Here is a 22,941-nt window from a genome sequence, read left to right as displayed (position 1 = left end):
AGCGGAGCGTCACCGGGTGTCACCGCCGGGCGTGGTGGGAACCGCGCGCGGGGCGGGCGCGTCGATCGCTGCGACGGCGCACGTGGGACGCGGAGAACATGGCTGAAGAGACGTTCGGGCCCTACCGGATCGGACCGCTGCTGGGACGTGGCGGCATGGGGGAGGTGCACCGGGCGCACGACACCGCGCACGACCGGGTCGTGGCCCTGAAGCGGCTGTCCCCGGCCTACCACGACGACGAGGCGTTCCGGGCGCGGTTCCGGCGCGAGGCGCAGATCGTGGCCCGGTTGCGCGAGCCGCACGTCATCCCCATCCACGCCTACGGCGAGATCGACGGCCGGCTCTACCTGGACATGCGGCTGGTCGAGGGCTCCGACCTGACCGAGCTGATCGCGGCCGGTCCGCTGGAGGCCGACCGGGCGGTGCGGATCGTGGAGCAGGTGGCGAGCGCGCTGGACGCCGCCCACGCCGACGGGCTCGTGCACCGGGACGTGAAGCCGTCGAACGTGCTGGTGGCACCGGGTGACTTCGTCTACCTGGTGGACTTCGGCATCGCCCGCAGCGCGTCACCGACCGCGACGCACATCACCGCCTCGGGCGAGGTGGTCGGCACCCTGGACTACATGGCGCCGGAGCGGTTCGACGGCGGGGGCGTGGTGGACGGGCGGGCCGACGTGTACGCGCTGGCCTGCCTCCTCTTCGCCTGCCTGACCGGGCGGCGGCCGTTCACCGCCGACGGCACCGCCGCCCAGATCTGGGCGCACATGCAGGAGCCCCCGCCCCGCGCGTCGGACCACAACGCCCTGCTCCCGGCGGCACTGGACCACGTGATCGCCCGGGGCATGGCCAAGGACCCGGGCGCCCGCCACGAGACGGCGGGCGCACTCGCCCAGGCCGCGCGCGCCGCGCTCACCGGTCCGGGAACCACCCCCGGACCGGATCCCGGAGCAGACCCGGGACCGGCCGCCCCCACGCGTCGGGAACACCGGCCCACCGCGCCGCCGCCGGCCGCCTCGCAGCCGGCGACCCCGACCCCGGCGGCCCCGCACACCCCGGCCCCCGGCACGCCGCTCCGCCCCGCCACCGGCCCGAACCGGGTCCTGGCCCACCCCGTCACCGGCCCGCACGGCCCCGTGCCACCCGGCCGGGACCGGCGGTACGCGGCCGTCGCCGCCGCGGCGGTCGCCGCCGCGGTCGTGCTCGCCGTGGTCGCGTACCTGGTCATCGACACCACGACCAGGTTGGCCGGCGAAGCCGCCGCCGCGAGCACCACCACGCCCACCGGCACCACGACGAAGACCAAGACCACCAAGAGCGGCACCACCCGGACCGGCACCACCACGACCGAACCGACCCCGAGCCCCCAGGACCAGGCGCTCCTGGCCGTCCTCCCCGGCGTCTACCGGGGCAACGACTCGTGCGTCCCGGCCCCGGCGGAAGGCGAGGGCGTCACCGCCAGGGTCGTCTGCACCAAGGCCAACCAGGTCAGCCCGTACTTCGACCCGCCCGTCCGCGCCGAGTTCCTGCTGTTCGCCTCACGCGCCGCGCAGGACGCGCACTTCCAGGCCGTCGTCACCAGCCGGGGCATCCCGCGCAACGACGCGCGCGGCGGCTGCCGACCGACGGTCGACGCGATCCACTACTCCACCTACTACCGCAGCCAGGCGGGCCCGCTCGCCGGCGAGTTCGTCACCTGCTACTTCGACGGCGGCGCGGGGCACCTGTGGTGGGTGGACGCCAAGACCTCGGTGACCGGCACGCTCGCCACCGGGCCGGGCGCCACGGCGGAAAGCCTGGAGAAGCTCGACTTCTGGTGGAACAGCATGATCTTGAGCAGTTCCTGACACGACTCCCGGCAGCAGCTCCCCGGCAGCGACTCCCCGGCGAGGACTCAGTGGTCCGACCGCTCCCTGCGCTCCGACCGCGCGCCGGCCGTCAGGTGGTGGAGGGTGTTCGTCCGGCGCAGCAGCCGCTCCAGCGTGGCCGGCCGGTTGTCCAGGGACAGCACCACGCCGGCGGCCGTCGCGCGGCGCTGGACGGAGAGCAGCGTGGCGAGGCCGTAGGAGTCGCAGAAGCCGACGTCCGCGCAGTCCAGGTGCAGGTGGCGCACCTCGCCGCCGGCGAAGGCGGTGTCCACGACGCGCACGAGGTCGTCCCCGTTGTCGTAGGACAGGTCACCGGACAGCACGACGCGCACGGTGTGCGGGTCGACGGTGGCCGGGGTGGACGTCAGCGGTCTGGGTGAGCTCATGCGGCAGGTCCATCGTCGAGGGTGGTGGTCAGCTCGACGCGGGCCCGGTCGAGCAGCCTGGTGGCACGGGGGAAGTCGCGCAGCTCGGCGGCCAGCAGCCGCAGCGCGGGGGGCAGGAAGTGCGGCGGGACGCCGCGGGCGCCGAGGATCTCGGCCGTCCAGGAGAGGAAGCCCAGGAACAGGCTGTCGTCGTCGGTGTAGAGGGAGGTCGCGAAGAACTCGACGATGTGCGCGAGGTCTTCGGCCGTGTACTGCCGCTGGAGGTCGGTGTAGGCGCGCATCACCGGGAACAGCTCCTCCAGCCCGGTGTAGACGGCCTTCACCAGCTGCGTGCCGGTGCGCGAGACCATCGTGTACTCCTGGTCACCCAGGTGCGGCAGGTCGTCGATCGGCTGGTGGCCGTTGCGCGGGCGCGGCAGCGGGCCGGACGCCAGGAGTTCGGCGGCGGACCGGGCGTCGGGCGCCCACAGGTCCGCGCCGAGCAGGCGGGCGAAGCGTCCCTCCGGCCCGAACGCGCTGCCGCCCGCCAGCACCGGTACCCCCGCCGCCTGGCAGGCGGTGATCGTGGCGTGGGCGGTCGGCAGTCGGGTGGGGATCGAGCTGGACAGCGCGACCGCGTCCGGGCCGGTGCTGTGCAGGTGCGTGATCAGGTGCGGCGCGGGGACCTGCGCGCCCAGGAAGTCGACCCGGAAACCGCGCAGCTTCAACACCTCGGCGAGCAGCCGGGCGGGCAGCGCGTGCCACTCGCCGTCGACGCACGCCACGGTGATCCGCTCCCGGTGCGGCACGGGCCGCTCGGCCACGGTGGTGAGCACGCCGATGACGCGGTCGTTGATCGCGGTCGCCGCGTGCTCCTGGGCGACGGTGAGGCGGTTGGCCGCCCACTCCACGCCGACCCGCCGCTGAACCGCGCCGATCACGTCCAGCAGCACGGCCTCGGCGTCCAGCCCGCTCTCGACGGCCTTGACCACGACGTCGGCCGCGCCGTGCTCGTCACCGACGACCACGGCGTCCCACAGGCGGTCGGCGCACGCCCCCGCGTCGCTCATGCCGTGTACCGGCCTCGGCTCTGACCACCCACCGCGGTCAGGTGCTGCCCGCGCGGCGCGGTGATCGCGAGGACCGCCATGTCGTCGTGGCTGTTCGGCCCGACCCACTGCGACGCGAGCATCTGCACGTGCTCCACCACCGCCTCCGCGGGCATCCCGCCGCACGTGCCCAGCACGCGGCGCAACCGGTCCTCGCCGAACATCTCGCCGCCCAGCGGCCCGCCGACGGCCTCGGTGATGCCGTCGGTGTAGAGCAGGCACGTCTCACCCGGCCCCAGCACGACCTCGGCGGTGGTGGCGTGCACCTCGGGCAGCGCCCCGACGAGGGTGCCCGCCGTGTCGACCTCCTCGACGGCGCCGTTCGCGCGCACGACCAGCGGCGGCAGGTGGCCACCCGAGGTCAGCCGCAGCCGCACGTCCGCCCCGGCGCGGCTCACCGAGGCGAGCACGAGCGTCACGAACCGCGTGTGGTGCGAGCTGAGCAGGGCGTTGTTGAGCAGCGCGAGCACCTGCTGGTGGTCGTCGGACATGGGCAGCAGCGCCTGGAGCGCGGTGCGGACCTTGCCGGTCAGCACCGCCGCCTCCAGGCCCTTGCCGCACACGTCGCCCAGCACGGCGAGGGACTCGCCGGTCGCCCCGCCCTGCTCGACCCGGTGCACGTCGTAGAAGTCGCCGCCGATCCGCTCGGTGGCCTGTGACGCCCGGTACCGCCCGGCGAACTCCACCCCGGCCACGTGGTCCAGCGTCGGCGGCAGCAGGTCGCGCATCAGCGTCTCGGTGATCGACGTCTGCTGCGCGAACATGCGCGCCGCCGACATCGCGTTGCCCGCGCGGGCCGCGAACAGCCGGGCGAACACCTCTTCGTCGTCGGTGAACACGCGCTGCTCGGTGCGCCGCAGCAGCACCAGGGCGCCCGCGGGGATGCCGTGCCCCGGCAACGGGGTCACCACGATCGAGCCGACCTCGCCGAACCCGTCGGGCACCAGCCACGACGGCGCCGACGCCGGGTCGATCCACCGCGACGGCACCGGTGGGAAGCCCTGGAGGGCCTCGCCCAGGCCGGGCACGTGGTCCGGGTCGAACTCCACCCTGGAGTGCACCGCCGCACCGCCGCGCACGCAGTGCGTCACCGGGTGGTCGGACCGCCCGCCGGGCGCGATGACCAGCGCCGCGTCCGCCAGGTGGTCCGCGGCCAGCCGTGCGGTGACCTGCATGCAGCGCTCGGGGTTGAGGGAGGTCAGCAGCGCCGTCGAGACCTCGCTGAGCAGCGCCGTGCGCTTCCGCTCCACGGTGAGCGCCTCGCGCGCCAGTCGGGTGTCGGTGTCCTCGACGAGCCACCACGTGACCGCGCCGGCGTCGTGCTCGACCGGGTGCGCCTCGAAGCTGCGCTCGCCGATCGGGCCGACCGCCAGGCGTGGCCGCCCGTGGGCGTCGGCCAGCCAGGGGGAGCAGCCCGCGGCCAGCGCCGTGCCGATGGCGGCGCCGGGGAACAGGTCGTGCGCGGCGCGGTTCAGCGCGCGCACCGTGCCGTCGCCGTCCGCGAGGACGGCCGGGTAGGGCGCGTTCTGCCAGCCGATGTCGGTCACGACACCGGCCGAGGGCACCAGACGATCCGTTTCCACCATGCGTGGGACACCCGTGTCGGGGACCCGTCCACCTCGCTACGCTCGACTCCTGATCGACCTGAGTCTACCGCCGGAGCACCCCTTCGCGGGGCGTCGGCGCGTCGACCTGCGGGTTCCGCGTCGCGCGGACCTCAGTCGAGCCGCTCGGCGTGCGCGAGACCGGTCAGCGACAGGACCTGTCCCGCGGGCGAGCCGCCGGGGCAGACCAGCCGCACGCGCAGCGCCGCGGTGAGCTCGTACAGCAGGCTCACCCCCGCGCCGGACAGCAGCGTCACCCCGGTGAGGTCCACGACCAGCGGCAGCGCGCCACCCCGGCCCGCTTCGTGCACGGCGCCGCGCAGCGCGTCGGCGGTGTGCGCGTCGACCGGCCCGGTGACGGTCAGCACGGGGTTCGCGGACCGCTCCAGGACCGTGCCGAACCCGCTGCGGGCGCGCGCCGCGTGCGGCCCCACCCGGTCGACGTGCGCCGGTCGGGTGATCGGGACGAGCAGGCGCACGGTCGTGCCCCCGTCCGAGGACGTCACGTCGACGGTGTCGGCGAAGTGCCGCATCAGGGCGAGCCCGCGCCCGCGCCCGCCGGGCGACTCGGGCGCGGTCCGCCACCGCCCCCGGTCGTGCACCGCGATCTCGGCCGCGCCCAGGTCGGTGAGCCGGGCCGTCACCCGCACCTCGCCGCCGCCCCGGGCGTAGGCGTGTTCGACGGAGTTGGTGACGGCCTCGCCCACGGAGTGCTGGATCGCGTAGGCGGTGTCCTCGTCCACGTCGGGCACGGCGAGCCAGTCGGCCAACCGCCTGCGCAGGACCGCGAGGTTCGCCGGGTCGCAGTCGAGCGTCACGGACAGCGGCGCGGGGGCCTCGGGCAGCCGTTCGGCCACCAGCACGGTGACGTCGTCGCCGTGGCCGGGCCAGCCCATGCGGTCCACGGCGGCGGCGCACAGCCGGTCCGCCGCGTGGCGTGGTGGTGCGGCGCCGTCGTGCCCGGCGGGGAGCGCGGACGCGGTGACCTCGGCCAGCGCGGTCAGCCCGGCGTCCAGCGGGCGGCCCTCGCGCTCCACCAGGCCGTCGGAGTACAGGACGAGGACGTCGTCGGCCCGCAGCCGGTCGTGCCACGCGCCGCTGTCCGGCGCGCCCACGCCGAGCGGTCCACCGGGCCGGTCGCGCGCCAGGAACCGGGTGCCGCCGTCGGCCGACACGACGAGCGCGGGCGGGTGGGCGCGGTTCACGCCCCGCACCTCGCCGGTGCCGGTGTCCAGCTCCACCAGGCACACCGCGGCGGCACGGGCGGGCCGGGAGCGTGCGGCGAACGCGTCGAGCTGCGCCGCCACCGCCTCGACCGGGGCGCCCGACCACAGGGCGTGCAGCGCGACCGCCCGGAGGCCCGCCATCGCCGCCGTCGCGCCCGGTCCGTGGCCCACGACGTCGCCCACGAGCAGCGCGACCCGCCCGTCGCCGAGGGGGAGGGCGTCGAACCAGTCGCCGCCGGCGGCCCGCTCGTCCGCCGCGGCGACGTGCCGCGCGGCGAGCCGCAGCCGGGGCAGGACGGGCAGCGCCTCGGGCAGCAGGGCGCGCTGCACGTCGTGCAGCGCCTCGCGCGCGGCACGGTGGCGTTGCTCGGCCCGTTCGCGGGCGAGCACCTGCGCGGTCGCGTCGACCACGTGCGCCACGACGCCGCTCACCGCGCCACCCGCGTCCAGCGCGGGCACGCAGGTGATGGTCGCGAAGCCCTGGTTCCGACCGGTGGGCACGCGGCGCTCCTCGCCGACCACGACGCGGCCCCGCGCGTAGCACCGCCCGACCAGGTCGAGGAGCTGCCGGCCGACCGCTTCCGGCAGGCCCTCGCGCGCCGGGCGGCCCACCGGGTCGGGGAAGTCGCCGACCGCCGCCCGCGCGGCGAAGTTGGCCGCCACCACCACCAGGTCCGGTCCGGCGAAGCCCCACACCGCGGCGGGAAGGGCCTCGAAGCACGCGACGACGGCGGCCGGGTCGCCCGCGGCGGGCAGCGGCAGGAGCTCCATGATCCGACGACCCTATGCCCTCGGGGATGCCCGGGTGAGACGACCTCGGCCTGCGGCTTGCCGAAGCGGAACCCGGTTCGCCGGTTTCGGTTCCCGGTGCAGCGGGAACACGGCGCCGCCCCATCACCGTGACAGAGAGGTGCGCGGCGTGCCGCAGCACGAGGACGACCTGTTCGCCGGCCGGTACCGGTTCGACGGCCTGCTGGGCAGCGGCGGCACGGCCGACGTGCACCGCGCCTGGGACACCCGATTGGACCGGTTCGTCGCGGTGAAGCTGTTCACGCTCGACGACGACCCCACCGCGCGCCGCCGCTTCCAGCACGAGGTGCGCACCCTGGCCGGCTTCGACCACCCCGCCCTGGTGTCCGTGCAGGACGCGGGCACCGCGGGCCGCACGCCGTTCGTGGTGCTGCGGCTCGTCGACGGCCCGACGCTGCGCGACCGGCTCGCCGACGGCCCCCTGCCCCCGGACGAGGTGCGCGCGCTCGGCGCGCGGCTGGCGGACGCGCTGGCGCACATCCACGAGCGGGACGTCGTGCACCGCGACGTGAAGCCGTCCAACGTGCTGCTCGACGCCGGCGGCAACGCCCACCTCGCCGACTTCGGCCTGGCCCGCGCGCCGGGCACGACCCGCCTCACCCGGCGCGACCAGGTGGTCGGTTCGGCCGCGTACCTGGCGCCCGAGCAGGTGCGCGGCGCGGAGGTCGGTCCGCCGGCCGACGTCTACTCGCTGGGCCTGGTGCTGCTGGAGTGCCTGACCGGCCGCCGCGAGTACGGCGGAGGGGCCGTGGCCGCCGCGTTCGCCCGCCTCGACCGGCCGCCCGCCGTGCCGCCGGACCTGCCCGCCGACCTGACCCGCCTGCTGCTGCTGATGACGGCCCTGTCGGTGCGGCGCAGACCCGGCGCCGCCGAGTGCGCCCGAGCCCTCGGCGGTCGCTGAAAGCGGTTGCCGGGTGCCTCCCGCGAACGGGATGCTCGACCGGTGGAGACGACGCTGGGGATGCCCGCGCACCGCGGCGGGGTGCTCGTGCGGCACCCCCGGGTGACGATCAGCCTGCTCGGCGCGGTGTCGCGGACGTCCGGGCTGGACGTGGACCTCCTCGTCCGGCGGGCGCCGGACCGCCGCACCGCCCTCGAACGGCAGCGCGACGTCCGGGAGGGGCGCGGCGACGCCCCGGTCGGCGACGCCCCGGTCACGGGCGGCCTGCGCGTCGGGTGGCTCGACGGCGACCGCGTGCGCCCCGCCCACCCCGTGGCGTGGTCGTCGGAGAGCGGCGACCGGGAGGTCGGTCCGCACCACCGGGCCCGCTACCGGCTGCCACCGGTCTTCGACGAGGTCCGACTGGTGATCGCGTGGACGGCGTTCGACATCCCAGACACCGAGGTCACCCTGCCGCTGCCGGACCGGGACGCGGTGGCGCGCGGCACCACTCCGGTCTGGGACGCGCCCGCGCTGGCCACGCCGACTGCCGGCGGTTTCGGGGCCTGCGGCTTCGGAGAACGCCCCGGAGCCGCTCCCCCGCTCGGGGTGGACGAGCCGGGCCGGGTCGTCGCGGCGCGACGGGTCCTGCACCGCGCCGACCACGCGGTGCTCGTGCTCGACCGGCTCGCCGTCCTCGGCCCCGACCTGTTGTCCCTCGACCTGGAGTGCCTGGCCCGCGGCGACGTGGCGCGCGAGGTCACGGCCGCGTTCCCGCCGGGGGCGGACGACCCGGGGCCGCGCGTCGCGGTGCTGCACGGCGGTGTCGCCCGCACGGGTCACGCCCTGCGCGGTTCGTCCTCCTCCGGCGGTGACGTGCTGACCTGCGCCCGGGAGTTCGTGCTGGAGCGGCACGGCGACGTCGTCGACCTGCTCGTGGCCTGGCCGGCGGCGGGCCTCGGCCCGGCCCTCGCGCGCATCCCCCTCGACCGGGCCTGAGCGGTCCGGGCGTCGGGAGCGCGAGCCGCCGACGCCCGGACCGCCGGCCGGTCGCCCTACGCGAGGGCCCGAACGGTGCGGAACGCCGCCCGGTAGCCGCCGGGGTTGGTGCCGACGACGCGCTTGAACCGGTCGCGGAACGCCGTCGGGGAGCCGAACCCGACCTGGGCGGCGATGCGGTCCACCGGGTGGTCCGTCGCTTCGAGCAGGTACTGGGCCCGGCGGACGCGGGCGCGCAGCAGCCACTGGAGCGGGGTGGTGCCGGTCTGCTCGCGGAAGCGGCGGTTCAGCGTCCGGGTGCTCATGCCCGCCCGCGCGGCGATGTCCTCCAGGGTGAGGTCCCGCGCCGCGTTGTCCTCCAGCCACGCCAGCAGCGGTTCCATCGTCGCGCCGCGCGGCACCGGGGGCGGGTCGTGGACGATGAACTGCGCCTGGCCGCCCTCGCGCTCCAGCGGCACGACCGACAGCCGCGCGGCGTCGGCGGCCACGGCCGAACCGTGGTCGCGGCGGATCAGGTGCAGGCACAGGTCCAGTCCCGCCGCCGCGCCCGCCGAGGTGAGGAACTGGCCGTTGTCCACGTAGAGCACGTCCGGGTCGACCTCGACCGCCGGGTGGCGCGCGGCCAGCAGGGGCGCGGCCACCCAGTGGGTCGTCGCCCGCAGGCCGTCCAGCAGGCCGGTCGCGGCGAGGATGAACGCGCCCGAGCAGATCGAGGCGATGCGGGTGCCCCGCGCGGCCGCCGCGCGCAGCGCGTGGAGCACGTCGTCGTCCAGCGGGGCGGTGGGGGTGGCGCAGCCGGGCAGCACGATCGTGTCCGCGTCGGCGAGCGCGTCCAGCCCCCAGTGGGCCTGGAGGGTGAACGCGCCCGCGTTCACGGTTGGGGTGGCCGCGCACACGCGGACCCGGTACGGCGTGCGCCCGTCGGGCAGGCGGGTGCGGGTGAACACCTCCAGGGGAGTGCCCAGGTCGAACGGGATGACCTGGTCCAGGGCCAGGACGGCGACCGTGTGCATGTGGCCACGGTAACCGGTTCCGGACAGCCGGTTGACCTGCGTCACCCGGCACGAGCCCAGGTCAGGGCGGGTGGCTGGAACCAGGTGGAAGATGGCAGTCCGGACAGTGCCGCTCGCGCCGGCGGTGCGGTTGGCTCCGTGATCATGACGAAGTTGTTGTTGTCGCTGCACGTGCTGGCCGCGATCGTCGCGATCGGGCCGGTGACCGTGGCGGCGAGCATGTTCCCCGCCGCCACGCGCCGCGCACTGACCACGGGGGAGGACCGCGACGTCGCGGTGCTGCGCACGCTCAACCGCATCTGCCGCGTCTACGCCGCCCTCGGCATCGCGGTGCCGCTGTTCGGCCTGTTCACGGCGAGCAGCCTCGACGTGCTCGGTGACGCCTGGCTGATCACGTCGATCGCCTTGACCGCCGTCGCGGCGGGCGTGCTCGTGCTGGCGGTGCTGCCGCGCCAGCAGGCCGTGCTGGACGGGTTCGGCCGCGAGCCGGTCGCGGTGGACGTGAAGTGGCCCGCGCGGCTCGCGATGCACACCGGCCTGTTCAACGTGCTGTGGGCCGTCGTCACCGTGCTGATGATCGTCCGGCCGGGGTCGACCACGGGGGCGTGACGGTCGCCGGGCGGGGGTTTCGGCCGTGCGGGGGAGTGGAACCTCGGGCATGGTTTCCGGCAGTCGAGGTGGGACATAGTCGGGCGTTTTGCCCGACTATGTCCGTTTCTGCGAAGCTGCCACCCTCACCGGTGAACGGAAGGCGGGGTAACGGGTGCTGGAGATCGATGCGCTGACCTGGGGCTTGACCATCGGGTTGATCGTGGTGCTGCTCGCGGTGGACCTGGTGCTCGCCGCCGTGCGGCCCCACCGGGTCGGGTTCGGCGAGGCGACCGCCTGGTCGGTGTTCTACATCCTCGTCGCCGTCGGGTTCGGCGTGTGGTTGACGATGGCCCACGGGGGCGGGTTCGGCACCGAGTACTTCGCCGGTTACATCGTCGAGAAGTCGCTGTCGGTCGACAACCTGTTCGTCTTCGTGATCATCATGACCACGTTCGCCGTGCCCGAGGAGCACCAGCACAAGGTGCTGACGTTCGGCATCGTGCTGGCGCTGGTGATGCGGGCCGCCTTCATCGCGCTCGGCGCGACGCTGCTGTCGCTGTTCTCGTTCATGTTCCTGCTGTTCGGCCTGCTGCTGATCTTCACCGCGGTCCAGCTGTTCCGGCACCGCAACGAGGACCCGGACGTGGAGAACAACGCGGTCGTGCGCACCGCCCGGCGCCTGCTGCCGCTGTCGACCGAGTACGACGGCGGCAGGCTGTTCACCAGGGAGGCCGGCAAGCGGGTCGGCACGCCGCTGCTCATCGTGCTGGTCGCCATCGGCGGCATCGACCTGCTGTTCGCCCTCGACTCCATCCCGGCCGTGTTCGGCGTGACGGAGGAGCCGTACATCGTCTTCGTCGCCAACGCCTTCGCCCTGCTCGGCCTGCGAGCGCTGTTCTTCCTGGTGAAGGGGCTGCTCGACCGGCTGGTCTACCTGTCGACGGGCCTGGCGCTCATCCTCGCGTTCATCGGCGTGAAGCTGATCCTGCACTGGCTGCACGTGGACATCTCGCCGAGCGTGCCGGAGATCGCGACGCCGGTCAGCCTGGGCGTGATCATCGGTGTGCTGGCGATCGTCACGGTGGCCAGCCTGCTGAAGACCCGCAAGGACCCGTCCGTCAAGGCGCACCCCGGCTCGCTGCGGGCCGGCAAGCCCCGATCGGGTGAGCAGAAGCGCTGATCGGGACCACTGGTCCATGTACTCAGTAACTTCAGTGTGGACAAAAGCTAATCCTGCTGCGGCATCGAAACCGACGACCGTCCCCTGAACAGCAAAAACCTGCTGAGGACGGACGTGATTAGGCTCGGCGCCGTGATGATCGAATTCGACGTCGAGTTGCCCGGTGGTCCCGTGCTGCACGCCTACGACACGGGGGGCGACGGGTTCCCGGTGCTGTGGCACCACGGGACGCCCAACGTCGGCGCGCCGCCCGCGCCGCTGTTCGCGGACGCCGAGCGGTTCGGGCTGCGGTGGCTGTCCTACGACCGGTTCGGGTACGGCGGCTCGTCGGCGTCGCCGGGGCGTGACGTGGCGTCGGCGGCGGCGTGCTCGGCGGCCGTGGCGGACGCGGCCGGGGTGGGCCGGTTCGCGGTGGTGGGGCACTCGGGTGGTGGTCCGCACGCGTTGGCCTGTGGCGCGTTGTCGCCCGAGCGGGTCGTGGCCGTGGTGTCGGTGTCGGGGTTGGCCCCGTACGGCGCGGAGGGGTTGGACTGGTTCGCGGGGATGGCCGAGTCGGGGGCGGCGTCGTTGCGCGCGGCGGCGGCGGGTCGTGCGGCGAAGGTGGCGTTCGAGGCGTCGGCGGGGGAGCAGGACCCGGGGTTCACGTCGGCGGACTGGGCGGCGCTGGCGGGGGAGTGGGCGTGGTTCGAGTCGGTGGTGGGGCCCGCGCTGGGCGCGTCGGGGGCGGTGGACGACGAGTTGGCGTACGTGGCGGAGTGGGGGTTCGACCCGGCTGACGTGGTGACGCCGGTGCTGCTGGTGCACGGTGGTCGGGATCGCGTGGTGCCGGTGGGGCACGCGCGGTGGTTGGCGCGCCGGTGCGCGGGGGCGGAGCTGTGGGTGGCGGAGGAGGAGGGCCACCTGTCGGTGCTGGCGGGGGCCGCGTCCTGGGTGGAGTGGGTGCGGGCGCGGTGGGACGAGGGCGTGGGGCGGTGACGCCCGCGGGTGTCGCCCGGGGGCGGTTTCGGCTGGAGGTGGGTCGGCTGGGGGTGGGTCGGCTGGGGGTCAGCGCTGCGCGGGGTGCGCGGCGGGGGTGAGTTCGTGGGCCAGCGTGACGGCGGCGCGGGCGGGGTCGTGGGCGAAGCGGCTGGGGAAGGCGTCGTGGACGCGCCACCCCGCCCCGTGCAGTGCGCGCCAGCGGGCCAGGTGGGCGGTGGGCCCGTCGGGGTGGGGGCGGGTGTCGAGGGCGACGGCGTCGGCGCGTTCGCCGACGACCAGGTCGACGTGGTGGCGGCCGACGGGGTGGCCGGTGCGGGTGGTGAGGCCGAGGGCGGTGAGCTCGTCGGCGAGGCGGGCGGTCCACTCGTCGTCGGTGGTGGTGCCGGGGTGGGCCCGGGGTGGGGTGTCTGCGTGGGCGAGGTAGTCGGCGATGAGGCCGACGGGGCGGGTTGCCGAGGTGATGGCGTGGACGCGGTGGCGGGCGCGGGTGGTGAGGACGGCCAGGAGGTTGCGGTCGCCGGCGAAGCGCCAGGCGTGGGGTCGGTCGTCGTCGGTGAGGGTGAAGCTGATGACCACCTCGTCGAACTCGGCGCCCTGCACGCCGTGGACGGTGCCGACGCGGATGCCGCCGGTGGTGATCTCGTCGAGGGTGAGGCGGTCGAGGAGTGCTCGTTCGAGGGCGTCGGCCTGGGCTCGGAAGGGGGTGACGACGCCGAGGGATCGGGCGCCGGCGGCGGTGCGGCGGCGGACGTGGGCGAGGACGGCGTCCACCTCGACGTGGTTGACGCCCTTGTCGTCGCGGGTGCCGGGGACGAGTTCGGTGTCGATGCGGTCGTCGTCGGCGAGGGCGGGGTGGGTGGTGAGCAGGGCGATGCGGTCCTCGTAGAAGCGGGTGGCGGCGAAGCCGATGAGGTGGGGTGCGCAGCGGTGGTGCTCGGTGAGCCAGTGGGCGTCCGCGGTGGCGGTGGCGGCGTCGAAGAGGCTGACCTTGGGCACGTCGAGGCGGTCGCCGAGGGCGGTGGTGCCCTCGGCGGCGAGGGCGTCGCGGACGGCGTGGTCGCCGATGAAGGAGACGTGGCGCAGTTGGCGGGGGTCGCCGGCGATGACGGCGCGCCGGGCGCGCAGGAGGGCGGGTGCGGCGAGGGGTTGGTCGACGTGGCCGGCTTCGTCGAGGACGACGAGGTCGAACAGGCCGGGCACGGCGGGCAGGATGTCCTCGACGTCGGCGAGGGTGCCGACCCAGACGGGCAGGGCTCGGACGAGGTCGTCGGGTGCGATGAGGGCGAGGGCGCGTCGGCGGGCGGCGCGGCCGGAGCGCAGGGCGGTGGCGAGGGCGGCGACGGCGCGCCGTGGGCCGGCTCCCCGGTGGCTGGTGGTGAGGGCGCGCAGCCAGGCGGCGGTGGCGGTGTGGGCGCGGGTGTCCTCGTCGGCGAGGAGGTCGCGCAGGGCGTGCAGGTCGGTGCCGCCGGCGGTGGCGACGCGGACGTGGGCCGCGGACTGCTCGGCCGCGGTGACGGCGGCGGCGAGGTCCGCGGTGGTGGTGCCGGGGGCGGCGCCGGTGAGGCGTCGTGCGGTGCGCAGCGCTCGTGCGGTGCGCGGGCGGGCGAGGAAGCCGTGGCGGGGGCGCAGCAGGGCGTGGAGGCGGTCGTGGTCGGCGTCGTGGTCGAAGGCGCGGGGTGCGACGAGGCGGTGGGCGGGCATGAGGGCTTCGCGTCGCACGGCGGTGTGGGCGAGTTCCTCGTCGCGCAGGGCGGTGGCGATGGCGCGTTCGGCGGTGGTGACGGCGGCGTCGGCGGTGCGGCGGGCGTGGTCGAGGGCGGCGATTTCGCGCTTGGGCGTGGTGGGTCCGTCGGCGAGGTCGCGGGCGGTGTCGTGGCGGAGCTCGGAGTCGCCGAAGAGGACGGGGGTGGGCCCGCCGGCGCGGTGCAGGGCGGTGGCGAGGGCGTCGGCGGCGCTGCGGGTGCGGCTGGCGAGCAGGACGGAGCGGCCGGTGGCGACGGCGTCGAGGGCGATGGCGGCGAGGGTGTGGGTCTTGCCGCTGCCGGGTGGGCCGCCGATGACGGTGATGGGTGCGTGGCGTGCGGTGAGGACGGCGGCGCGCTGGTCGGGGCTCAGGGGGAGGGGGCCGGTGACGGTGGTGTCGCCGGTGACGGTGGTGTCGTGGGTGACGGGTGCGTCGTCGTGGGGGGTGTAGAGGGCGGCGAGGGCGGTGTGCTCGGTGCCGGGGGTGCGGGCCCAGGTGGTGAGGGCGGTGCCGCGTTCGGTGTTGACGACGGGTTCGCCGGCGTGCAGGCCGGTGCCGGCGACGACGACCGGTTCGTCGCCGGTGGTGTAGCGGTGGGGGTGGTGGCGGGCGTCGAGGACGGGGACGGCGTCGAAGCCGGCGGCGGCGAGGACGGCGGTGATCCAGCCGTGGTCGGTGGTGAGGGTGGTTTCGAGGTGGGCGGCGTGCGTCCAGTCGGTGAGCAGGGGGAAGAGGGTGGTGTCGCCGGCGGCGTGGAGGGTGTGGCGGCGGCCGCCGGAGTGGTGCAGTCGGACGGGGCGTGAGACGAGGGGGAGGCAGACGCGGCGGCGTTGGCCGTTGACGCGGACGGGGCCGCAGAGGTAGGCCCAGCCGAGGCGCAGGAGGCGGTCCTCGTGGTGCAGGGCGTCGAACTGGGCCAGGCGTTGGGTGGCGCGGTGCTGTTCGGGGGAGGCGGTCCAGGGGGTGGGGGTGTCGCAGGTCAGCGCGGTCCACCCGGCGGGGTCGTCGCCGAGCCAGGCGAGGCCGGCGGTCCTGGTGAGGTCGAGTTGGGCCCGTTGCGGCTGTTCGGAGGCGCTGAGTCGGGCGAGGGTGCGCAGCACGGCCGGGACGGTCACGGTCGGGATACTGCCATCCCGGTGCGGGTGGTCAGGGGGTCGTGCCGCGCTGGGCGAGGTTGCGCTTGTCGGGGGGTGTCACGGCGGCCTCGTAAGCGGGTGTGCCGGGCGACGGTTCGGTGTGCGCGGCGGTCAGGTGGGAGAGGGTGCCGGCGGTGAGCGCGCCGATGCCGAGGCCGACCAGCAGCACGAGGGTGGGGCGGGGGTCGGTCGATCGGGCCACGGCGGTCCTCCGGGGGTTGCGGGGTGCGCTCGACCGACGGGCGGCGTGGTGCCGGGACCGGTGGGGCGAGCGGGAGGGGTGGGGGTGAATGCCCCCGGAAACGGCATCGTGGGGATGCCGTGGCCGCGACCTTAGCCCCAGTGGGGCGGATTACCGGAAATTTCCGAAATGATCCACTCGGACGTGTGACATTTCGCGGTGGTTCACCTCGGCGGGCCGTAAAGCCCGGGGCACCCCATTCCGTCGAAGTAGGCCGCGAAGGGGCGTTCGACGGCGGCGAGCGGGATCAGCGCCCCGTCGCGCTCCAGCGCCCGCCGGATCACCGGCGCGTGGCCGGGGTGCGCGCCCAGCGCCACGACCACCTCGGCGACCTGCTCCGCGTTCGCCACCCCGCCGACGCCGGCCAGGCACTCCCGCACGGCCACCGCGTCCGCCCGCGCCATCCGCAGCCCCAGCTCGGCCCGCCTGAGCGGGTCGGCGCCCACCGCGACGGCGAACCGCTCGCACCGGACCTCGTCGCGCGCCACGTCGCCGAACTCGGCCACCAGCGCCAGCGACAGCATCTCGTAGACCGCGCGCACGCGTTCGGCCCCGATCGACGCCGTCGGCACCCGGAACCCGCGCACCACGCGCTCGGCGGCGGCCAGCACGTCCCGCCGGCGCACCACCCCGTCCGCGTTGGAGTCGAACAGGCGCAACCTGCGCGCGATTCTCTCGACGAGGCGGTCGTCGTCCATGAACAACCCCGATGCCATTCCACGGTGCCCGCCCCGATGTTATCCGGCCGGTTGGACCGGTGCAGTCCCTGAAGGGATGAACCGGTCCGTTCCGCCACCGGTGGAGCCGCGCCGCCCCAGCTCCCGCAGCGCCTCGCGGTGCGCCCGGTCCAGGGCCTGCTCCGCCGGCACCTCGACGTCCGGCGCCACCCCGACCAGCTCCCAGTTGGTACCCGACACCGGGTTCACCGCCCGGCCCGTCGGGATCGTCGCCTCCAGGTGCGGGTGCACGGTGAAGCCCCGGCGCGGGTGCGCGCCGCCGCCGGTCCGCTCGCCCACGACCACCGCCCGGCCCAACTGCTGGAGGTCGTAGGCCAGCTCCTCCGCGCCGGAGAACGTCCGCCGGGAGGTCAGCACGCAGACCGGCCTCGTGCCGCCGAACGGCGTGCCGGCCACGTGCCCCGGGCTCCAGAACTGCCGGCCCGGCCCGCCGCGGTCGTGCATCGTGTTGAGGTGCGTCGGCTCGTCGAGCAGGTAGCCGCACACCAGCGCCACCGTCTCCGGGGCACCGCCCACGTTCTCCCGCAGGTCGATCACCAGCGCCTCGGCGGGCGACACCAGCGTGAACGCCGCCGCGATCCGCTCGGCCGCCCACGGCGCGGGGAACAGCAGCGGCGCCGGCTCCAGGTGCGCCACCCCGCCGGGCAGGCGCCGCAGGCGCGGCACGCCGCCCATCGACTCCGCGAACATGCGCCGGGTCTCCTGCTCGCTCGCGCCGCCGTCGGCCTCGGGCACCTGCTCGGCGTGGAACTTCAGCCGCAGGTGCCGGTCGCCGTTGACCGACCGGAGGTCGGTGGTCACCAGCCGGCCCAGCTCCTCGGGCGTGGCGGCGGTGTCGTACGCGCCCGAGGCCAGGCGGTCGGCCGGCAGCGCGTCCAGCCGGGCGGCGACGTCGGGGAGACGTAGTGCTCGACCAGCAGGGCCCGGGTCAGGGTGACGATCGACGTGGTGTCCACGCGGGGGAGTAGAGCAGCGCGCCGGTGGAAGCGGCAACGCCCGCTGTCCGCGCCCGACCGCACCCACGCCGGCCCGCGGTCCGCGCCCCTGGGCCGGTCGCCGCCGAACCGGCCTCGCACGGCGTCCTGGTGGCCCTGTACCGGCAGTCCCGACCGGGGCACACTGGAGTGCGCGGCGCTTCCCCCGCCGGCACCACGCGAAGGGGGCGCGCATGTCCGGGTACCGGGCCGGGACCGAGCGGCTCAGGGCCGCGCTGGCCGCCGCCGCACGCGGCTGGCCCGTCGTGCCGCTGCGCCCGCACGACAAGGTGCCCGCCCTGCGCGGCTGGGACCGCGAGGCCACCCTCGACCGCGACCGCATCCGCCGCTGGTGGTCCCGGCACGCCTACAACGTGGGCATCTCCTGCGGTGCGGCCGGCCTGCTCGTGGTCGACCTCGACGTGCCCCACGGGCGCGAGGCGTTCGCCCGCCGCGCCTGGCAGCACGGCGAGGACGACCCGCGCGGCACCTACTCCGTGGCCACCGCCGGCGGCGGGGAGCACCGCTACTTCCGCGCTCCCGCCGTGCCGCTGGGCAACAGCGTCGGCAGGCTCGCCCCGCACGTCGACACCCGCGGCGTCGGCGGGTACGTGGTCGCCGCCGGGTCCCGCGTCGGACCGCACCGCTACCGCGTGCTGCGCGACCTGCCCGTCGCACCCGCCCCCGACTGGCTCGTCGCCGTGCTCACCCCGCCCGAGCCCGAGCACGTCGACATCCCCGCGCAGCGGCGCCCACCCCGGCGGAGGGTCGCCGCCTACCGGGCCGCGGTGGTGGACGGCGAGGTGCGGCGCGTCGAGGAGGCGCGCCCCGGCGTGCGGGCGCACGTCGTGTTCACCGCCGCGTGCCGGCTGGGCGAACTCGTGGGTGCGGGCTGGCTGGACGAGGCGACCGCCACGTCACTGCTGCTGGCCGCCGCCTCCACCCACGACGGGGTCGAGGGGTGGACCGCCCGCGAGGCCCTCCGCCACGTCGCCAACGGCATCGCCCTGGGCCGTCGCAGACCTCGCGTCCTGCGCTGAGCCGTCCTGCGCTGAGCCGTCCTGCGCTGAGCCGTCCTGCGCCGACAGCAGCCGCACCAGCACCAGCAGGCCGGCCACCCGGGTCAGGTCGTCCAACCCCAGCACGACCTCCTCGGCCACCGGCCGCTCGACCACCGCCCGCCGCCGCGCCGCGCGCCGCTCCGACCACCACAGCACCACCGCGACCACCGCACCCAGGGCGGACAGCACGACCAGCGTGGCGACCGGGTCGCCGCCGCTCACCGGCGGGTCGACCCGGTCGGGGTCGACCAAGGACAGCACCGGCCCAGCATGCCGCAGCGGGCCCCCCGAGTCAGCCGTCCGGTCGAAGGGTGCTGCCCACCCCTCGTCTCAACCGGCACCGTCTCAACCGGCACCGCCTCGACCGGCGTGACCCTCGCCGAGGTCCGAGGTCCGGGTCGGGTTCGTCCGCGTCCGGCACGCCCCGCACCGAGTAGGCGCAGGCGATCGTGCGGTCTCGCCGCGCGCCGGGAAGTGGACGCGATCCGGGTTGGAGACCCGCACGACGCGGTCCCCGACCTCCAACTCCGCCGAAGGCACCTTTCCGGCCATGCGGTGCAACCTGACCCGGATCGCGCCGGGAGGCCGGCGGCGCTGCGCGCGCCGCCGGCCCGTCCTCGGGTCAGCCCACCACCTCCCGCCGCACCGGCACGTCGTCCGCGGGGGAGCGCGGCGCGGGGATCTCCGGCGCCGGCCTGCGGATCGTGGCCGCGAGGACCACCGCGCCCGCCGTGATCACTGCGCCCACCAGCGGCAGGACCACGGGGGCCACCGCGCCGCCGAGCACGCCGGAGCCCGCGATGCCCGCGTAGATCGCCGAGGCGTTCAACGCCAGCAGCAGGTTGGCCCGGTCCGGGTCCAGCGCCACCAGCGCGGCGAACAGCGGCGGGTTGAACGCCCAGAACAACGCGCCCCAGGCGAACAGCAGCACGGCGCCACCGGGACCGGACACCGCCCAGGGCAGCAGCGCCATCGTCACCGCGCACCCGCCCAGCGCCACCAGCAGCGGGGGACGCGGCCCCCACCGGTCGGCCGCGACGCCGCCGACCGCGTTGCCGAGCACCCCGCCGAGCCCGTAGGCCAGCAGGTTCCCGCCCGACGGCGAACCGCCGAGCACCGGACCCAGGTAGCCGTAGACGCTGAACGTGCCCAGGCACGCCAGCAGCGACACCGCCAGCAGCCGCTGCACCGGCCGGTCGGCCAGCGGCGCCAACCGCTGCCGCACGTCGACGACGGGTCCCGGCGGCACGGCGGGCACCGCCGCGCGGACCACCAGCGCCGCCGCCGCGCACAGCAGCGCCGTCAGCACGAACGCCGCCCGGTAGCCGAACTGGTCGGCCACGAACCGCCCGGCCGGCACGCCCAGCAGCGTGGCCGCCGTGAGGCCGCCCGTGACCACGGCCATCGCCCGCGCCTGCCGCCCCGGGTTGAGCCGGGCCGCCACGGCGGTCGCCGCCGGCGTCGCCAGCGCCGCGCCGCACGCGGTGACCACCCTGGCCACCAGCAGCAGGTCCAACGTCGGTGCGAGCGCCGCGCCCAGGTTGCCCACCGTCGCCACCAGCAGCGCCGCCACCAGCACGGAGCGCCGGCCGAAGCGGGTGGTCGCGATCGCCAGCAGCGGCGAGCCGACCGCGTACGCCAGGGCGAACGCGGTGATCGTCGTGCCCGCCGCGGCGGCGGACACCCCGTGGTCGGCGGCGAGGTCGGTCAGCACCGCCGCGACCACGTACCCGCTGGACCCCGCCGCCACCGTCGTCGCGGCCAACGCGGCGGTCCGGGCGTGCATCACGACACCAGTCGGGGCGGTGCCGGGGTCAGGTGGGAGGACAGGTCGGGTGGCCTGCGGCCGGTGAACGCCGCCCGGTAGACGGTCTCGCGGACCAGTGCCACGGGTCTGCCCGCGCTGAGCAGCGTGGCCTGGCACCACAGCGCGGGCACGTCCTCGGGCAGGTCGGGCAGCGGGTCGTCGAGGTCGGGGTCCCCGGGCGGGCGGGTCGTCGTGGCGTAGTGGGTCGCCCGGCGCGCCTCGGTGAGCAGCACGCCGAGCGGGGTGTAGCCGCGGGCCAGTTCCTCGCGGCGGGGCTCGTCGAGGTCGAGGGCACGCTGGTGCACGAGCGCGGTGATGGCGGCCAGTCGGGGGACGCTGTCGCCGAGGTTGGGGACGAGGTAGCCCTCACGCCGGGTCACCCGCGTGCCCGGTGGTAAACCGAGCAGGTGGGCCTGGCGCGGCGTCAGGTAGTGCGGCGCGTCGGGTCGTCGGGGGTCGCGGCGCAGGCGGTAGCCCACCCACAGGGACAGCACGCGGGTGAAGGGGACGGGTACGTCGCGCAGGAAGCGGGCCATGGTCTCGGCCCTGCTCCCCGCCTCGTCCGCGTGTGCGGAGGGAGCTGTGTGGATCATGCGGGTGCACCTTCCGGTGAGTGCCACACGTCGTTGTGCGGGCATCGGTGCGGTGCACCCCACGATGAGGCCGCACTGATGCGGAGACATCCGTAGGGTGACGTAGACAATCCTGCATATGGTCCACAGTGGACCGGGTATTCGACGGGCGTTCGACGGTGCTCGACACCCGGTCGGCCGCCCCCGTCCGGCCCGGCCGGGGGGCGATCGGCCGACGAGCCGGCTCCGAACGGCCGCCGCGGCGCCCCGCGGTCGGCCGCACCCGCAGGCCGCCGCCCGCGCGCCCGCCACCCGGGACGGCCCGTGCTCCGGCACGTGCACGCCCGCCCCGGCAGTTCTGCCTGTCCTTCTGCCTGGCGCCGGCGCCACGTCGCCGCTTGACTGGCGAGGTCGCCACCGGGGGTCGGCGACACCTCCCCCGGAGTGCCTGGCACCCTGGAAGCCCGCACCACCCACAGACGTGCCGTCGGCCACCCCCAGGGCGGACGGCACACCCGGACGCCGTCGGGGCACCGCCCCGGCGGCGTCCCCATGCGCGCACCCCCTCGGGAACGCCCTGCTACGTGCTCCCGTACCCGGCCGGCGGCGGTGCGGGAGGTCGGGGCCGGTACCGGTGGGCCCCGATTGCGCAGGTGAGGGACCTTCCCCTTCCGCCGGGGAGCGTCCCAGGGGTTCCCGGTCGGTCCCCGACGCCCCTCCGGACAATTGTCGCGAACACGGCCCGCCATTAGCGTGACGCCGCGTTCGAAAACACGACGACCCACCTAGGAGAACATCGGGAGCGGGCTGCGGGCCCGTCATCGAAAAGGCGAATGGCGACTGGGGTCCCATAGGGGTGACCTATCCGCCGTTGCCTCCCAGCAATTCCCTCTTGACGTCCTATTAACACATCTGGCCAGGTCCACGGTGCCGCGCACCGGCGTCGGACCCGGTCCGCCCCATGCTGCCCGAAACGGGTCGAGGTGTCATGCGCTCGTTATTGCTGTTCGACGGTCTCGGTGGGAACAACGACACTTTGACGACAACCCTGCGAACCTTGCGCGCACGTCCCGAGAACACCGCGTTCTTCGCCGCGGTGGGTCAGGCGCTGGACGCCGCCGCCGAATACCTCGGACCGATTGCGCTGCCCGGCGGATTGCCCCTGGAAAAATGGCTCGACGGTGTCGAGCCGCCCGCGCTGGACTCCACCGCCGCCGGGGTGTGCGTCCACGTCCACCAGTTGTGCCACCTCCAGCCGACCGCGTGGGGACCCGGCGACGGCGTCGTCGCCGCGCTCGGCCACAGCATCGGCCTCCAGGCGGCCGTCGTCGCGGGCCTGCGCCCCGCCCGGCTCGACGAGTTCCTGGCCCTGGTCACCGCCTCGGTCAAGCTCGTCCTGGTCAGCCTGGTCCGCGCGCACCAGATCGCGCCCGACCCCGCACCCGGCCCCGACCACGCCGCCCACCAGGCGGACGGGCGGGGGAGCAGGGGCGCCGCACCCGGCCCCATGGCGTCCGTCACCGGCCTGGCGCACGACGAGCTGCGGGACCTCCTGACCGGCACACCGGTCACGCTCGGCCTGGTCAACGCGCCCACCACGCACGTCCTCGGCGGCCCCACCGCCGCGCTGCTGGCCCTGCGCCGGCACCCCGCGTTCGACCGCCCCGGCGTGAACTGGGCGTTCCTGCCCAACACCATCCCGTTCCACACCCCCGCGCTCGAACCGGTGGTCGACCGCGTCCGCGCCGACGCCGACTTCACCGGCCCGTGGCCCACCCCCGACCGGCTGGCCGTCCCGGTGTACGCCACCGACGGGCCCCGCAACCTCCAGCACACCGACGACCTCGTGGACGAGTACCTCAGGCAGGTCTTCGTCCACCCCATCGACTGGCCGCGCGCCGTGAACCACGCCGTGGCCGACGCCGGCGCGACCCGGGTCCTCGACTGCGGTCCCGGCGCCGGCGCGCGCCGCTTCACCCGCGAGTCCCTGCACGCGCGGGTGCGCTTCGAACCGGTCCGACAACCCCGCCGAGCAGGATAGGAGAACCG

The 22,941-nt window shown here is 75.5% G+C and carries 20 protein-coding genes and 1 pseudogene; 8 read left to right on the top strand and 13 right to left on the bottom strand.

Features of this window, described 5'->3' with window-relative positions; all coding sequences use genetic code 11:
* The first annotated feature begins 98 nt into the window (after positions 1–98).
* Positions 99–1,844 (top strand): serine/threonine-protein kinase, encoded by a 1,746-nt coding sequence (locus J2S66_RS11445; RefSeq protein WP_310306905.1) that lies wholly within the window; start codon positions 99–101, stop codon positions 1,842–1,844.
* Between the two features lie 47 nt (positions 1,845–1,891).
* On the opposite strand, the gene J2S66_RS11440 is transcribed toward J2S66_RS11445, so the two are convergent.
* The 4 genes from J2S66_RS11440 to J2S66_RS11425 form a co-directional block, all read right to left on the bottom strand.
* Positions 1,892–2,251 carry an STAS domain-containing protein gene (locus J2S66_RS11440; RefSeq protein WP_310306904.1) on the bottom strand — a complete coding sequence of 120 codons (360 nt, stop codon included), beginning with the start codon at positions 2,249–2,251 and terminating at the stop codon, positions 1,892–1,894.
* The gene (locus tag J2S66_RS11435) at positions 2,248–3,300 is read right to left on the bottom strand and encodes a cobalamin B12-binding domain-containing protein (protein ID WP_310306902.1); all 1,053 of its coding nucleotides are present in this window, start codon (positions 3,298–3,300) and stop codon (positions 2,248–2,250) included. Before J2S66_RS11435 ends, J2S66_RS11440 begins: the two co-directional genes overlap by 4 nt.
* The gene (locus J2S66_RS11430; RefSeq protein WP_310306901.1) at positions 3,297–4,904 is read right to left on the bottom strand and encodes a PP2C family protein-serine/threonine phosphatase; all 1,608 of its coding nucleotides are present in this window, start codon (positions 4,902–4,904) and stop codon (positions 3,297–3,299) included. Before J2S66_RS11430 ends, J2S66_RS11435 begins: the two co-directional genes overlap by 4 nt.
* A gap of 152 nt (positions 4,905–5,056) precedes the next feature.
* Positions 5,057–6,940: a SpoIIE family protein phosphatase gene (locus tag J2S66_RS11425; RefSeq protein WP_310306900.1), complete on the bottom strand. Its 1,884-nt coding sequence runs from the start codon at positions 6,938–6,940 to the stop codon at positions 5,057–5,059.
* Positions 6,941–7,088: 148 nt separating this feature from the next.
* Between J2S66_RS11425 and J2S66_RS11420 the strand changes: the two genes are divergently transcribed.
* Both J2S66_RS11420 and J2S66_RS11415 read left to right on the top strand, forming a co-directional pair.
* Positions 7,089–7,880: a serine/threonine-protein kinase gene (locus J2S66_RS11420; RefSeq protein WP_310306899.1), complete on the top strand. Its 792-nt coding sequence runs from the start codon at positions 7,089–7,091 to the stop codon at positions 7,878–7,880.
* 42 nt (positions 7,881–7,922) lie between these two features.
* Entirely contained in the window at positions 7,923–8,858 is a 936-nt protein-coding gene (locus J2S66_RS11415) for a hypothetical protein (protein ID WP_310306898.1), read from the top strand.
* Between the two features lie 56 nt (positions 8,859–8,914).
* Here the strand turns inward: J2S66_RS11415 and J2S66_RS11410 are convergent, their stop codons facing one another.
* Positions 8,915–9,871 carry a GlxA family transcriptional regulator gene (locus tag J2S66_RS11410; RefSeq protein WP_310306897.1) on the bottom strand — a complete coding sequence of 319 codons (957 nt, stop codon included), beginning with the start codon at positions 9,869–9,871 and terminating at the stop codon, positions 8,915–8,917.
* A 144-nt stretch (positions 9,872–10,015) separates the two neighbouring features.
* Between J2S66_RS11410 and J2S66_RS11405 the strand changes: the two genes are divergently transcribed.
* From J2S66_RS11405 to J2S66_RS11395, 3 genes are all read left to right on the top strand, one after another.
* A complete protein-coding gene (locus J2S66_RS11405) occupies positions 10,016–10,480 on the top strand; it encodes a hypothetical protein (RefSeq protein WP_310306896.1) in 465 nt (154 codons plus the stop codon).
* A gap of 154 nt (positions 10,481–10,634) precedes the next feature.
* Positions 10,635–11,642, top strand: coding sequence for a TerC/Alx family metal homeostasis membrane protein (locus J2S66_RS11400; RefSeq protein WP_310306895.1), 1,008 nt, complete (start codon positions 10,635–10,637; stop codon positions 11,640–11,642).
* Between the two features lie 135 nt (positions 11,643–11,777).
* A complete protein-coding gene (locus tag J2S66_RS11395) occupies positions 11,778–12,617 on the top strand; it encodes an alpha/beta fold hydrolase (protein WP_310314759.1) in 840 nt (279 codons plus the stop codon).
* Positions 12,618–12,686: 69 nt separating this feature from the next.
* Here J2S66_RS11395 and J2S66_RS11390 read toward each other — a convergent pair whose 3' ends face one another.
* From J2S66_RS11390 to J2S66_RS11370, 5 genes are all read right to left on the bottom strand, one after another.
* Positions 12,687–15,479, bottom strand: coding sequence for an AAA domain-containing protein (locus J2S66_RS11390; protein ID WP_310306894.1), 2,793 nt, complete (start codon positions 15,477–15,479; stop codon positions 12,687–12,689).
* Between the two features lie 31 nt (positions 15,480–15,510).
* Positions 15,511–15,702 carry a hypothetical protein gene (locus J2S66_RS11385; RefSeq protein WP_310306893.1) on the bottom strand — a complete coding sequence of 64 codons (192 nt, stop codon included), beginning with the start codon at positions 15,700–15,702 and terminating at the stop codon, positions 15,511–15,513.
* A gap of 203 nt (positions 15,703–15,905) precedes the next feature.
* A complete protein-coding gene (locus J2S66_RS11380; RefSeq protein ID WP_310306892.1) occupies positions 15,906–16,439 on the bottom strand; it encodes a hypothetical protein in 534 nt (177 codons plus the stop codon).
* A gap of 39 nt (positions 16,440–16,478) precedes the next feature.
* Positions 16,479–17,279 carry a S41 family peptidase gene (locus tag J2S66_RS11375; RefSeq protein WP_310306891.1) on the bottom strand — a complete coding sequence of 267 codons (801 nt, stop codon included), beginning with the start codon at positions 17,277–17,279 and terminating at the stop codon, positions 16,479–16,481.
* Entirely contained in the window at positions 17,276–17,434 is a 159-nt protein-coding gene (locus J2S66_RS11370) for a hypothetical protein (protein ID WP_310306890.1), read from the bottom strand. Before J2S66_RS11370 ends, J2S66_RS11375 begins: the two co-directional genes overlap by 4 nt.
* A 212-nt stretch (positions 17,435–17,646) precedes the next feature.
* Here J2S66_RS11370 and J2S66_RS11365 point away from each other — a divergent pair, with 212 nt between their 5' ends.
* Positions 17,647–18,492, top strand: coding sequence for a bifunctional DNA primase/polymerase (locus J2S66_RS11365; RefSeq protein WP_310306889.1), 846 nt, complete (start codon positions 17,647–17,649; stop codon positions 18,490–18,492).
* A gap of 474 nt (positions 18,493–18,966) precedes the next feature.
* Here the strand turns inward: J2S66_RS11365 and J2S66_RS11360 are convergent.
* From J2S66_RS11360 to J2S66_RS11350, 3 genes and pseudogenes are all read right to left on the bottom strand, one after another.
* Positions 18,967–19,065 (bottom strand): annotated as a pseudogene (locus J2S66_RS11360) (ATP-dependent DNA ligase); the annotation flags it as partial.
* Between the two features lie 70 nt (positions 19,066–19,135).
* Positions 19,136–20,299, bottom strand: a complete 1,164-nt coding sequence (locus J2S66_RS11355; protein WP_310306888.1) for an MFS transporter — start codon at positions 20,297–20,299, stop codon at positions 19,136–19,138.
* The gene (locus tag J2S66_RS11350; RefSeq protein ID WP_310306887.1) at positions 20,299–20,913 is read right to left on the bottom strand and encodes a hypothetical protein; all 615 of its coding nucleotides are present in this window, start codon (positions 20,911–20,913) and stop codon (positions 20,299–20,301) included. Before J2S66_RS11350 ends, J2S66_RS11355 begins: the two co-directional genes overlap by 1 nt.
* Positions 20,914–21,949: 1,036 nt before the next feature.
* Between J2S66_RS11350 and J2S66_RS11345 the strand changes: the two genes are divergently transcribed.
* Positions 21,950–22,933: a hypothetical protein gene (locus J2S66_RS11345; protein ID WP_310306886.1), complete on the top strand. Its 984-nt coding sequence runs from the start codon at positions 21,950–21,952 to the stop codon at positions 22,931–22,933.
* Positions 22,934–22,941: the final 8 nt, after the last annotated feature.

Source organism: Saccharothrix longispora (genome assembly GCF_031455225.1).
Classification (GTDB): Bacteria; Actinomycetota; Actinomycetes; order Mycobacteriales; family Pseudonocardiaceae; genus Actinosynnema; species Actinosynnema longispora.
The sequence above is the reverse complement of the archived record's forward strand: the minus strand, read 5'-3'. Positions and strand labels throughout refer to the sequence as shown.